The organism is Xenorhabdus sp. Sc-CR9 (assembly GCF_963897815.1).
Lineage (GTDB): Bacteria > Pseudomonadota > Gammaproteobacteria > Enterobacterales > Enterobacteriaceae > Xenorhabdus.
In genome coordinates, this window is the sequence record NZ_CAWQTY010000211.1 from 72,772 (window position 1) to 85,440 (window position 12,669).

Below are 12,669 nucleotides of genomic sequence, written 5' to 3' on the forward strand. Positions count from 1 at the left end.
CTGACGTTGAAAAATTGAGTTATGATTTTCCCACAATGGACGCCTATGACCAAATATAGCCTACGCACCCGTATGATGAGCCTGATATTGGTTCCTGTTTTACTGGTCGGAACGCTTGTGAGTATATCATTTATCTCATACCGCTATTACGAGTTGAAAATCCTGATAGTCCGAAGTGGGATCAGCATTATTGAACCCCTATCTATCGCCAGCGAAGTTGGCATTAATCTGGACAATCACAGGCGCGTCAAGTCATTGATAAACAGCCTGCACCGCCGTAATTCTGAAATTGTCAGGGCAATTGCGATTTTCGATGAACACCATAAATTATTTGATATTTCGAATAACAAATATAATGTCAATTACCTGAGACTCACACCCGATGAACTGATCCCAACGACATTATCCAAGACAGAGTATGGCAATAGCATCATCCTGAAGATGCCGATTATCTCAGAAATACAGCCTTCTAATCAGCAGGACAATCCCTCCAGCAATACTCAGCCCATCGGTTATATCGCGATTGATTTGGATTTACGCGTCGCCCAGCTTCAGCAATACAAAGAGATTGCCACCGCCATTATCCTGTTGATTTTGTGTCTGGGAGGAACAGCCTTGTTTGCTCATGTTCTGGTGCGCAAAGTGACCCAACCCCTGAATTGCATGGTCAAAGCCGTGGATCGCATTCGACAAGGGCAGTTGAACAGCCGTGTGACAGGTGCTATGCCGGGAGAATTGGCCGCGCTTCAAAATGGTATCAATACCGTGGCTGAATCGCTTTCAAAGTATAAAAACGAGATGCAGCTCCATATTGATCAAGCTACTTCTGATCTGCAAATCACCATGGAACAGTTGGAAATCCAGAATGTGGAACTGACCATCGCCAAAAAGCGGGCACAAGAGGCCGTCAGGATCAAAACCGAATTTTTGGCCAATATGTCCCATGAATTGCGCACACCACTCAACGGTGTCATTGGCTTTACCCGCCAAATGTTAAAGACCCCCATAACCTCCCGACAGATGGAATATCTGTATGTTATTGATCGTTCAGCAAACAACCTGCTGAAAATCATCAATGACATTTTGGATTTCTCACGGCTGGAATCCAATAAATTGGTGCTGGATCAAGTCCCTTTTCTGCTGCGCGATACCGTCAATGAAGTTATTGAATTACTTACTCCCGCTGCCAGTGTGAAAAATTTGCTATTGAATCATCATATTGATGAAAAACTGCCTAATCTGATGATTGGCGATCCCATTCGCCTGCAACAAATACTCACAAATCTTATTGGCAATGCGATTAAATTTACCGATAAAGGCTACGTGGCACTGAATATCAAATTACGCCAGCAACAGCACCACCTTGTACAGATTGACTTTTCCATAACGGACACAGGTATCGGCATAAAACCGGAATACCGTCCGATTTTGTTCCAAGCCTTCAATCAGGCAGATGCCAGTATTACCCGCCATTATGGAGGAACGGGACTAGGCCTGAGCATTACCAAGAGACTCGTCAATGAGATGAAGGGTGAGATTGATTTCACCAGTGAAATTGCCAAAGGCACAGTGTTCTATTTTGATATCTGGTTGGAAAAAGAAGAATGCTTATTCGGATCACTACCGAAGCTTGTGCCCGTTCCTTCAATAGTAACGCGTTTACCAATAACTGTAATGGCTGTGGATGACAATCCCGCAAACTTAAAATTGATTGGCACTCTATTAAATGAGCAAGTTGAGAATACCCTACTGTGCAGCAGTGGCATGGAAGCGTTGGAAACAGCAAAAAAACACGCTCTGGATCTGATTTTGATGGATATTCAAATGGCTGATATGGACGGTATTCAAGCTTCTGAACAGATCCATCAATTGCCTCAGCATAGAGAAACACCGATTATCGCCGTCACCGCCTTTGCTTGTCGTGAGGCAAAAAATGCGCCGTTTATTGACTGCCTTTCTAAGCCGTTGGATGAAAACCGTCTGAAAGCCTTGCTGAATCAACACAGCCAGCAGAAAAAGCCACCCGTCATTGATTGGGGTATAGCGTTACAACAAACCGCCGGCAAGGAATCATTAGCACGAGAGATGCTGGAAATACTGGTACAATCTTTGCCTGAGATGAAAAACATGATTGAACGGGCTTTATCTAACGATGGCGAATTGTCTCGCAAACACTTTCAGCACTGCGTTCATCAATTACACGGTAGCTGTTGCTATAACGGTGTCCCAAAACTAAAAGCGATTTGCGAATTCGTCGAAAAGCAACTTCAACAAGATATTGCTTTGGCCGATCTTGAGCCGGAATTGCTGGAGTTTATGGATGAAATTAATCACGTAATTGCGGCAGCCCCTGATATATTCAGAGCCACCAAACCCCTTATTTAGTTACCATAAACTTGCGGTATTCTTCGTAGGCATAATGGTCTGTCATACCACTGATATAATCTTGAATCAGACGCGCCCGATAATAAAATTCGAGTATATCTTTTTCAGTTTCATCAGTGGCAACAATTCCTTCTACCGATTCGCTATAAGCCAGACGATGCTTCGCAGAAAGTTTGTGCAACAAGCGCGTTTCAATAAAATATTTTTTGTGGAAATTATTCTGATTCAGTTCGATAAAGTCTTGCCGGGACAGCTCCAGCAAAGGGCTATATACATCCAGTAATCCGTTAATAATCCGGTAACCCTGCAATTCCAGCTCTTCCACTTCAGGATGATTGAAAACCCGTTTACGCGTAACATTTTTCAAGGTTTTCAACAAACGGTGTTCATCTCCCTTCCCTTCCAACAAGGCGTGGTTAAATGTTCCTGCATAAATTTCGGGCAAATTTTCAATAAACAATCTGGCAGTATAAGGAACCAGTTTCCCCGTGATAAATACCCGCAGGTACATAAAAAACTGTTCGTGAATATTACGACGGGCTTCGTTATTGGCTGTTTTTTTATGGGCTTGCATTACCGTGGCTTCGAATAAATCACCTTTCCTGTGCCCCCCCTGTTCATCCCACTCTTTTTTCAGGTATTCCAGTAATTGATCAACGTTAAAGATGCCCTTTTCAACAGCATCATCTAAATCCGCAATGCAATAGGAGATATCATCTGCGGCTTCCATAATGTATGTCAGGGGAAAGCGGCAAAAATCCCCCATTTGCAGCTCTTTTCTCAGCTCACGAATAAAACTATCTTCCGACCAGTAATAACCTGGTTTCTTCATGAGATAACTGAATTCAAGAGGGTTCCTTTCCAGACTGTATGCCGGGCCGGTATATTTCAGGATACAGCCTATTTGGGCATAAGTGAGATTCAGCCGGAGCAGATTATGCGCCAGACGGATAGCCTGAGCATTGCCTTCAAACTGGCATAAGTCTTTGCGCAATTGCCGACGGAATAAGTCTTTTTTTTCGTCACCGCTCAGGAGCAATGCCGCGACGTTACAACCATCCTTCCGATCTTTCATTTTGAGTGAATAATCAGGGTCTAATCGGCGGGAGAACCAATCTTTAATCGCCGCTTCACCAAAATGGCCGAATGGGGGATTACCAATATCGTGCATCAGGCAGGCCATTTCTATCAGGCTTTCAAAGGCAAGTAACCGCTCACTCAGCCCATATTTTTTCAGCAAATTTTGTTTTGTCAGCTCCGAAATAATCGTTTTTGAGATATAACGTCCTATTTGCTGAACTTCGAGAGAATGCGTCAACCGACTACGCACGGCGGCATTACGCTCAAGTGGAAATACCTGTGTTTTCTGCTGCAATCGCCGAATAGCGGCTGAGTTGATAATCCGTCCCCGATCACTTTCAAATTGGCGAGTTACATGTTCCTCATCATCAGGGTGGATAGAAGCGTTGCTGAACTTACGCTGGTAATTCAGCTTCTGTTTGAAATCAATCTTAGACATTAATCCCCCCATGCCGAATGAAACGATTATTTAGAATAGGAATCTCCGGTAAATCACTATTCAATGATACACTTCCCGACTCAAATCAGCCCATTAATAAGCGAGTATGACACAATGAAAGTAGGTGTAATAGGTGCAATGGAACAAGAAGTGACTCTATTGCGTGACCAGATTGAAGGTCTGCAAATATTGTCACGAGGCGGTTGTGAAATCTATACCGGCAAACTGAATGGCGTTGATATCGCCTTACTGAAATCCGGTATCGGTAAAGTCTCAGCGGCACTTGGAACCACTTTGTTGATTGAACATTGCCAGCCAGATATCGTGATCAACACAGGTTCAGCAGGCGGCCTTGACCCTAAGTTGAAAGTGGGGGATATCGTAGTTTCCGAAGAAGTCCGCTACCACGATGCTGACCTTACCGCTTTTGGTTATGAATCAGGACAGATGGCACAATGTCCACCCGCTTTTATTGCTGATAAACAACTAATCACTCTGGCAGAAAAGTGTATCCAATCCCTTGAGCTGAATGCCATTCGTGGTCTGGTTTGCAGCGGTGATGCTTTTATCAATGGCTCAGAACCACTGGCACGTATTCAAGCGACTTTCCCGAAAGTCGCTGCGGTTGAAATGGAAGCAGCAGCGATTGGTCATGTTTGCCACCAATATAAAGTCCCGTTTGTTGTCGTCCGTGCCATCTCTGATGTTGCCGATCAAGAATCCCATATCAGCTTTGATGAGTTTTTGGTTGTCGCCGCCCGTGAATCCACACGGATGGTCAACGCCATGCTGTCCGAACTCAGCAAGCAGTAAATCATCATTTAAAGTGGAGCATGAATAATGAAATCATTTTTGAACATTGCCCCTCACCGATCTATTTGGCTGGCCTTTTCATTTCTTCTATATGGTTTTTTATATAGCTTTTTATATGGTTTCAGTGCTCCACTTTATGCCGCCGCTTCCCGCGTTATCAGCCTTGCGCCATCAACAACAGAGCTTGCTTACGCAGCAGGGCTGGGCGATCAGCTTATTGCAGTCAGTGCTTACTCCGATTATCCCGAAGCAGCCAAAAAACTGGAACAAGTTGCGGATTGGCAAGGCATTAATGTAGAACGGATTATCGCACTGAAACCTGACCTGATTCTGGCATGGCGTGGCGGCAATCCCCAGCGTCCGCTCGAACAACTGGCCGCTTTGGGTATTCCGATTTTTTATTCTGATGTGAAAAAAGTAGAAGATGTCGCGGCAGAGCTGGAGCGTCTTGCTGACTATAGCCCAAGTCCCGATATAGCCAAGAAATCCGCTTCAGATATTCGTCAGGCGTTCAATCAATTAAAACAGGATTATGCCAACCAGTCCCCTAAGCGGGTATTTTTACAGTTTGGCATGAATCCTATTTTTACGTCATCTGATCACACTATTCAAAGTGAGATTGTCTCCACATGCGGGGGCAAAAATATTTTTGCTGACAGCCCGGTTCCGTGGCCACAGGTTAATCGTGAGCAAGTACTTACCCGCAAACCGGAAGTAATAGTAATGGGTGGTACGGAAGAGCATAAACAACGGATCGCAGATTTCTGGCAACCACAAATGAATATCAAAATCATCGCACTCAATGATGACTGGTTTAGCCGTGCAGGGCCGAGGGTTATTCTGGCCACAGAGCAACTTTGTAAGCAGTTAAATTATTCCAACAATCAAGCAAAATAGGACAATATTCGGTTGCCCTGCTTCTTATTTGGATGGATTCAAAAATATGAATAACGCTTTTTACCAGAGGGCTGAATTTTATGCTCTCACTGCCGCTGCGCTTAATGGCACTATCGGCGTGCTGACTCATTTCGGCCTGAATTCAGGGATCAGCCACCATCAGGTCGCATTCTGGAAATGTTTTATTGCCTTCCTGATCCTGCTGGTATATGGCTTAATTAAGCCCTCTGAACGACGTACATTTTTTGCTTTACGTCATAAGAGCCTGCAATTTGCCATCCTCGCCTTCTTTGGCATTTTTTGCCTGTATTTTTTCGAAACCTGGGCGTTTAAAGAAGCACCCGTTCCATTAGTCTCTTTTCTGGTCTATGCGGCCGGTGGTATTACACTCATTCTTTCATCTCTGTTTTTAGGTGAAAAAATTGGACTCAATAAATGTTTATCATTTGTGTTCATCATTATCGGTGTTTACTGCCTATTTAATTTCGCGGAACAAACTTCCAGTAGTTATCTCGGCATTATGCTGGCCCTGTTGGGTGGATTGGGATATGCCCTCTTCATTTTTCTCTCAAAACTGATGAACATCGGCAGCGGGATATCAGTACTGCTCTGGCTGTTTGGTTTCGGTACTGTCTTCCTTGCTATTCCTGCAATATATGAAGGATTGCAAATTCCTTCTGGTATTGCTCTGTTGATGATTTTGGGGCTGGTATTTTTGCCATCAATTGGCGGATTTTACTTTACAACCAAAGCAGTAGAGAAAGGAGAAGCGAGTAGCGTACAGATTACGGAAACCAGCGAGCCACTGTTTTCAACCCTGTTCGCATTTGTATTCATTGGGGAAACATTAGGATGGATGGGCACACTAGGGGCGTTTTTCATTATGTCCGGTTTAGTGGTCAGTATTCTTAAAAAATCCCACCAACCACAATTGCTTTCGTCGTAGACATACACGACAAATTTCGAATTATGGATCGAAAAAAAGAATAGGTATCAAGATACTGAAAATACTTTGCAAAATAGCCGCCTGTAAAGGAGGCTATTTATTACAATGGAAAATAATCTCAATCAGACACTGAAAGAGGAGCCACAGCCACAGGTTGTTTTTGCATTTGGATTAGTGACGATAAAACGAGAACCTTCCAGCCCTTCCGTATAATCCACACAACCGCCTACCAGGTATTGCAGGCTCATCGGGTCAATCACCAGTTCAACCCCTTGTTTCTGAATTGTCATATCACCTTCGTTAATTTGGTCATCGAAAGTGAAACCATACTGGAAACCACTACAGCCCCCACCTGTAATATAGACCCGCAGGCGCAGATTCGGGTTATCTTCATCAGCAACCAGTACTTTGACTTTATTGGCTGCAGCATCAGTAAACTGCAAAGGCAATCCAGCATCATCGCTCATATTTTTGCTCCAGTCCGGTTTTCCGGTAAAAATTCTCGAAAGTTCATTTTACACTTTCTGATCAATTGTCGGCGATTATCCAATACCTGACTCATTCGTTCAAGTTTTGCCACACGAATGCAACAAGGTAAATCCTTCTCATTATTTGGCTTCCCCATTAGGGTGCTTTAGAATGGCATACCCCTATCTGTACCGTTATCTTTCAGGAGCTTTAATTAATGAGCCAGTCCGAAACGCTTTACTCTCAGGCAAAACAAGTGATCCCCGGCGGTGTCAATTCACCTGTACGTGCTTTTAATGGTGTTGGCGGTACGCCTGTCTTTATTGAGCGTGCCGATGGTGCCTATCTTTATGATGTCGATAACAACGCTTATATCGATTATGTCGGTTCATGGGGACCGATGGTGCTCGGACATAACCATCCGGCTATCCGCAATGCTGTCATTGAAGCCGCTGAACGTGGATTAAGTTTTGGCGCGCCAACCGCAGCCGAAGTAGAAATGGCAAAACGGGTAACAGAACTTGTACCTTCCATGGATATGGTTCGCATGGTGAACTCAGGTACAGAAGCCACCATGAGTGCCATCCGTCTGGCTCGCGGTTATACCCAACGTGATAAAATCATTAAATTTGAAGGTTGTTACCATGGTCACGCTGATTGTCTGCTGGTAAAAGCAGGATCTGGTGCCCTGACTATTGGTCAGCCTAACTCTCCGGGCGTTCCTGCTGATTTTGCTAAGCATACCCTGACTTGTGTCTACAATGACCTGAATTCCGTCCGCGAAGCCTTCGAAAAATATCCAGAAGAAATTGCGTGTATCATCGTAGAACCTGTCGCAGGTAACATGAATTGCATTCCACCAATGCCGGAATTTCTGCCGGGTCTGCGTAAGCTGTGTGATGAGTTCGGTGCCCTGCTGATTATTGATGAAGTCATGACAGGCTTCCGTGTCGCTCTGGGCGGGGCACAAGAATATTACGATGTTAAGCCGGATCTCACTTCTCTTGGTAAAATCATTGGTGGCGGGATGCCTGTCGGTGCTTTTGGTGGTCGTCTGGCGATCATGGAAAAGCTGGCACCAACCGGCCCTGTTTATCAGGCAGGAACCCTTTCTGGTAACCCAATTGCAATGGCTGCGGGTCTGGCTTGCCTGAAAGAAGTTGCTCAAGCGGGCGTTCATCAGCGTTTGAGCGAACTGACCGGAAAATTGGCTTCTGGATTTAAAAACGCAGCATCAGAAGCCGGCATTCCACTGGTTGTTAATCACGTTGGTGGCATGTTCGGTATTTTCTTTACCGATGCGGAGAGTGTCACCTGCTACCAGGATGTCATGAAATGTGATGTTGAACGCTTTAAGCAGTTCTTCCACCTGATGCTGGATGAGGGGGTTTATCTGGCTCCTTCCGCATTTGAAGCAGGCTTTATGTCCATCGCTCATTCCGATGAAGATATCCAGAGTACCATTGACGCGGCAGCACGCTGCTTTGCTAAATTGAAGTAAATTATCCTATTGTTCATATAGTTAAAATATGAATAAGATTTCAGGACAATAGATCACCTAAAGAGAACTCAGTCCGATTTTTGCGATCTGATCAATTGCCAAATCCAAACAGATCACTAACCGGACTGAGTAATCAAACATTTTATTTCTTGTCTGCTACGATACGCTCACGAATGTGTTTAGCACGTTCCTGTGAAGGTGGGTGTGAATCAAACATGCTGCTTTTACCACTGCCCAGTTTAGCCAGTTTCTCGAAGCCGGTTGCTAAACCTTCAGTTTTGATACCGCGTTTTTTCATCAGATCATAAGAGAAGTCATCAGCCTGACTTTCCTGATGCTGTGAAAACTGCGAGTTGATCAGTTTTTGACCCATGGCGGCAAATTGAGAGTTGCTCAGCTGTCCTGCCACACCACCGGCTGATGCAGCTGCGGTACGTGCTGCAACTGCTGCATAAGCAACCTGCATTGCTTTACGAGAGTGGCCCAGTGCAACGTGACCCATTTCATGACCCAGAACACCTTCGACTTCGTTGTCATTCATCATGTCCATCAGGCCGCTGTATACACGCACACAACCGTTAGCCATTGCCCAAGCGTTCACATCCTTAGTCAGATAAACTTTATAGTTAACCGGTGTACCGCCAACTTCGTTACCTAATGCTTTGGCAATTTTGTTCAGACGTTTAGTATACTGGCTGGATGCTGGTGCAATTTTATTCTGTGCATCCATCTCTTTACATGTTTGGTTAGTTAACTGTTTGACATCTGAATCACTCAGCGTCGCAGCCTGGAATAATTGCATTCCAGATTTAGCCAGCATTCCCTGATCAATATTCTTACAACCCGTCAGAATTACAGCAGAAACTGCTACTGCAACAAGAGTTTTAATTTTCATAAAATTGTTTTTTCCTTTGCAATACATGTAACTATTATATGTAAAAGCATTAAATAGTCTTCCAAAATTGTAGATCACTTCCTTACTCCCCGCATAGAGAGGAGTAAGAATCTTCATAAATTGAGTGTATAACTATTATGACCATTTATTTAAAAGACTATAAATTTTGCTAAAAATAATAACAAAAATAAACCCTAATATTTATCATTATGTGAATTTGATAACATTTTAAATAAAAAAATCAATGAATGAATCGAGTGATTCAATCTAAATTTACTTAACCAAATAATTTTTCGTCTGTCTGATTAATTATTTTGACATTATTCTGTACGATCGACTAAGAACCTATCCCAAAAGGAATTGTCAATCTGTAATGGGCTGTTTCTGAAAAGACAGGCATATAGCAAGCAATAAATGGTGCCATTTTCTTTGTGTTCAGTCATCGCTGTGAACCGAACATTCAGTCGTGCAAAAAGAAGAGATAATAGATGAATATACCCATTGGATTTCAAGATGCAGCGCGACGGCAAGGAACGAATTCCCGGGAGCATAGATAACTATGTGACCGGGGTGAGTGAACGCAGCCAACAAAGCTGCAACTTGAAAGACGACAGGTATATACAATTCAAAGTTTATAGCTCGATAGTGAAAAAGATGTATAGCGGGATGTACCGATTCCAACTTGTACAGATCCGTTGGGAGAAAAAAGTTGAAAACCATGAAGAAATGTTGCATCTGGTATGAAATATTATTGTCTTTCTAAAAGTCTATTTAAATAGACTTTTAGAAAGACAATAACAATTACTCCAAAGAAAAACACCTTACAAAATATCTATAGTCCAAAATTGAAAATGTAAATAGAAAATTAATTGCAACCAATCATCAACAAACTCATTATAACCAAAAAGAATAAAAGAAAGTTACCCATAAAAAAATTGTTAACAATCATATGAATATATTTTATTTATTATAAAATCCACGTTCACTAAGACTATTTAACACTTAATACTTATTCGACATGTAAAAATAATTAAATTAATTTAGCGTTGTCTATTTTGCACACTATTTTATTGGCATTTATTACTTTTGCAATTCATTGAAAGTTCATTTTTTACGCATCACACAAGTTAAAGTTAATAATTCTCGTCTTTCCAAACCGAATATCGGACTGGGTTTAAACTATTACACAGGAGAAATGAGTATGTTACCCAATAACAACAATAACCCTCCTCTGAAAATTTCCCCAACGATTGATAACGATAACTCTTTTCCTTTGAACGCATTGGGGGAGATTGAGTCTTGCCTCACCCTCTGCCCCGATATGCGTGAAGCTATGGTGCTGATTCGTACAGACGAAGAGGATCAAAAATGTCTCATCGCCTATCAACTACTGACTCGTATGCAGGAGCAAAATATGGAAACTCCATTGGCAACATTGTTAACTTATTCAACACTGATTGAACCAGCCTTAGCCATGGGTGAGCGGACATCCTCGCCAAGCGACATTTTTGATGCTAATCCTGTGCCATTAAGCCCTAAAGGGAATTTACTGCCACTATTTTTCGTACACGAGTCATCCGGTGATCCGCTGGTCTATTCACCTTTGGCAACTTTGCTTCCTCCTGAACTTCCTGTTTACGCCTTGCAGGCGCTTGGTCTCCACACACTTTCCAATCCGCCAACATCTATTGAAGCGCTGGCTAGCTGCCATATTCAAGCTATTCGCCGTGTTCAGCCCCATGGCCCTTATCACCTCGCAGGATGGTCAATGGGAGGCGTCATCGCCTATGAAATCGCTCAACAATTAATCAACAGCAAGGAAGACGTGGCATTTATCGGCATGATCGATGCGGTCAATCCCGCCCAGCAAAAAACCGCCCTTGATGACACAATGGATAAAACCCAAAAACGCATTCATATAATGGCAGAGTTCCTGCACAAACTTATGGCACCGACCGATGCATTAGAATCAGAGGAACTTCGCCATCTTGAGGATATCGAACAATTTTTTGAACTGTGCATTGAACGAAAATGGCTACCTGCTGGTATTACACGAGAAGATTTCTTCCTACGTGTATACACAACCGAGCTGCTAATGCAGCTTAAAACAGCTTATGTTCCATCAGCATCACCGTTGCCCATTCATCTCTATACAACTGACAGCACGGTTAATGGAGATAAATGGCGAGGTTGGAAAGGTATTGTGAGTAATACATCGGTCATTCATCCTATCAGGGGTACACATTACACGATCATGCAATTTCCTTTGCGCAATCAAATAGCTGATTCGATCACCGGAATTCTGTTGCCGGCTCTCACTTATGATCCCCTCGTGATCATCCAAGGTGATAAAAATGATACTCAAATATACTCACCGTTGTTCTGTCTTCCTGGTGCCGGTGCCAGCGCTTCCAGCTTCCTTGAGCTAGCACTATCATTCCCGTCATCCCTGCCCGTCTATGCCTTACAGGCACGCGGATTGACTACTCCCGAACTGCCACCTTATACCAGCATTGAAGGGGCTGCCAATGATTACATTAAGAAGATCCGACAAACACAGCCAACAGGCCCTTATCACCTATTAGGCCACTCTTTTGGGGGCTGGATTGCCTTTGAAATCGCGTTACAACTACAGGCACAAGGGGAACAGGTCGCCAATTTGATTCTTCTCGATACCAATGCACCTACTCCACAAAACTACCATTTCAGGTCATACAATCGTATTGAAACATTGATGAAGTTAATTAAACTCTACAACATGATGATAAACCAACCACTGCCGCTTACGAAGCAGGATTTAGAAGGGTTAACTCATAATGAACAGATTCTCTGTCTGCACCAAGCTCTGGTACATGCTCGGTTATTCACTGCCAACTCTCCCGTTTCATTGCTAGAGGGGGTTGTTCAGGTTATGCAAGCCAATCTGAATACGTGTTATACACCTCGTGCCCAATATGATGGCTGTGTTCATTTCATCAACGCAAAAGAGAAAAACATAGATGAAATTCAAGACAGTGTGAGCCAATGGGAAAATTATGCCTCTCAGTTAGATACAATGCTGGCATCCGGTAACCATATGACCATGTTGTCCATGCCACATGTCAGACAGCTTGCCCCAGAACTATGGCAAAATTTAAATGGCATGGAAGACTGAAATGTTTTTTCTATGACCAGAAAAGCAAAGCATTTTATCTGGCAGACGACTAATGCCCTTGCTGGCTACTTTCGAAATTGTCTATTGCATG

9 protein-coding genes are annotated in these 12,669 nt (G+C 43.3%); 6 read left to right on the top strand and 3 right to left on the bottom strand.

All coding sequences use genetic code 11. The features are described from left to right. Positions 1-45 precede the first annotated feature (45 nt). A complete protein-coding gene (locus AACQ81_RS16680) occupies positions 46-2,385 on the top strand; it encodes an ATP-binding protein (protein WP_237385701.1) in 2,340 nt (779 codons plus the stop codon). Here the strand turns inward: AACQ81_RS16680 and dgt are convergent. Next, positions 2,378-3,904, bottom strand: a complete 1,527-nt coding sequence (gene dgt / locus AACQ81_RS16685) for a dGTPase (protein ID WP_237385702.1) — start codon at positions 3,902-3,904, stop codon at positions 2,378-2,380. The two genes, AACQ81_RS16680 and dgt, sit on opposite strands and share 8 nt — an antisense overlap. Before the next feature lie 114 nt (positions 3,905-4,018). Between dgt and mtnN the strand changes: the two genes are divergently transcribed. From mtnN to AACQ81_RS16700, 3 genes are read left to right on the top strand one after another with little or no spacing between them, the layout of a single operon-like run. Beyond that, on the top strand, positions 4,019-4,717 hold the full coding sequence (gene mtnN / locus AACQ81_RS16690) for a 5'-methylthioadenosine/S-adenosylhomocysteine nucleosidase (RefSeq protein WP_237385703.1): 699 nt from the start codon (positions 4,019-4,021) through the stop codon (positions 4,715-4,717). 27 nt (positions 4,718-4,744) lie between these two features. Beyond that, positions 4,745-5,614 (top strand): vitamin B12 ABC transporter substrate-binding protein BtuF, encoded by an 870-nt coding sequence (gene btuF / locus AACQ81_RS16695; protein WP_237385704.1) that lies wholly within the window; start codon positions 4,745-4,747, stop codon positions 5,612-5,614. A gap of 46 nt (positions 5,615-5,660) precedes the next feature. Continuing rightward, positions 5,661-6,560 (top strand): DMT family transporter, encoded by a 900-nt coding sequence (locus AACQ81_RS16700; RefSeq protein WP_237385705.1) that lies wholly within the window; start codon positions 5,661-5,663, stop codon positions 6,558-6,560. A 122-nt stretch (positions 6,561-6,682) separates the two neighbouring features. Here AACQ81_RS16700 and erpA read toward each other — a convergent pair whose 3' ends face one another. After that, positions 6,683-7,027: an iron-sulfur cluster insertion protein ErpA gene (erpA, locus tag AACQ81_RS16705; RefSeq protein ID WP_237385706.1), complete on the bottom strand. Its 345-nt coding sequence runs from the start codon at positions 7,025-7,027 to the stop codon at positions 6,683-6,685. A gap of 218 nt (positions 7,028-7,245) precedes the next feature. Here erpA and hemL point away from each other — a divergent pair, with 218 nt between their 5' ends. Continuing rightward, positions 7,246-8,529 carry a glutamate-1-semialdehyde 2,1-aminomutase gene (gene hemL, locus AACQ81_RS16710; RefSeq protein ID WP_237385707.1) on the top strand — a complete coding sequence of 428 codons (1,284 nt, stop codon included), beginning with the start codon at positions 7,246-7,248 and terminating at the stop codon, positions 8,527-8,529. Positions 8,530-8,671: 142 nt separating this feature from the next. Here hemL and AACQ81_RS16715 read toward each other — a convergent pair whose 3' ends face one another. Next, the gene (locus tag AACQ81_RS16715) at positions 8,672-9,424 is read right to left on the bottom strand and encodes a M48 family metalloprotease (protein WP_237385708.1); all 753 of its coding nucleotides are present in this window, start codon (positions 9,422-9,424) and stop codon (positions 8,672-8,674) included. A 1,201-nt stretch (positions 9,425-10,625) separates the two neighbouring features. Here AACQ81_RS16715 and AACQ81_RS16720 point away from each other — a divergent pair. Continuing rightward, entirely contained in the window at positions 10,626-12,578 is a 1,953-nt protein-coding gene (locus tag AACQ81_RS16720) for a thioesterase domain-containing protein (RefSeq protein ID WP_237385709.1), read from the top strand. Positions 12,579-12,669 lie beyond the last annotated feature (91 nt).

Coding starts and splice junctions, on each gene's coding strand:
- AACQ81_RS16715 (WP_237385708.1), bottom strand. CDS start 9,424: ATGAAAATTAAAACTCTTGTTGCAGTAGCAGTTTCTGCTGTAATTCTG.
- erpA (WP_237385706.1), bottom strand. CDS start 7,027: ATGAGCGATGATGCTGGATTGCCTTTGCAGTTTACTGATGCTGCAGCC.
- AACQ81_RS16680 (WP_237385701.1), top strand. CDS start 46: ATGACCAAATATAGCCTACGCACCCGTATGATGAGCCTGATATTGGTT.
- hemL (WP_237385707.1), top strand. CDS start 7,246: ATGAGCCAGTCCGAAACGCTTTACTCTCAGGCAAAACAAGTGATCCCC.
- dgt (WP_237385702.1), bottom strand. CDS start 3,904: ATGTCTAAGATTGATTTCAAACAGAAGCTGAATTACCAGCGTAAGTTC.
- AACQ81_RS16720 (WP_237385709.1), top strand. CDS start 10,626: ATGTTACCCAATAACAACAATAACCCTCCTCTGAAAATTTCCCCAACG.
- AACQ81_RS16700 (WP_237385705.1), top strand. CDS start 5,661: ATGAATAACGCTTTTTACCAGAGGGCTGAATTTTATGCTCTCACTGCC.
- btuF (WP_237385704.1), top strand. CDS start 4,745: ATGAAATCATTTTTGAACATTGCCCCTCACCGATCTATTTGGCTGGCC.
- mtnN (WP_237385703.1), top strand. CDS start 4,019: ATGAAAGTAGGTGTAATAGGTGCAATGGAACAAGAAGTGACTCTATTG.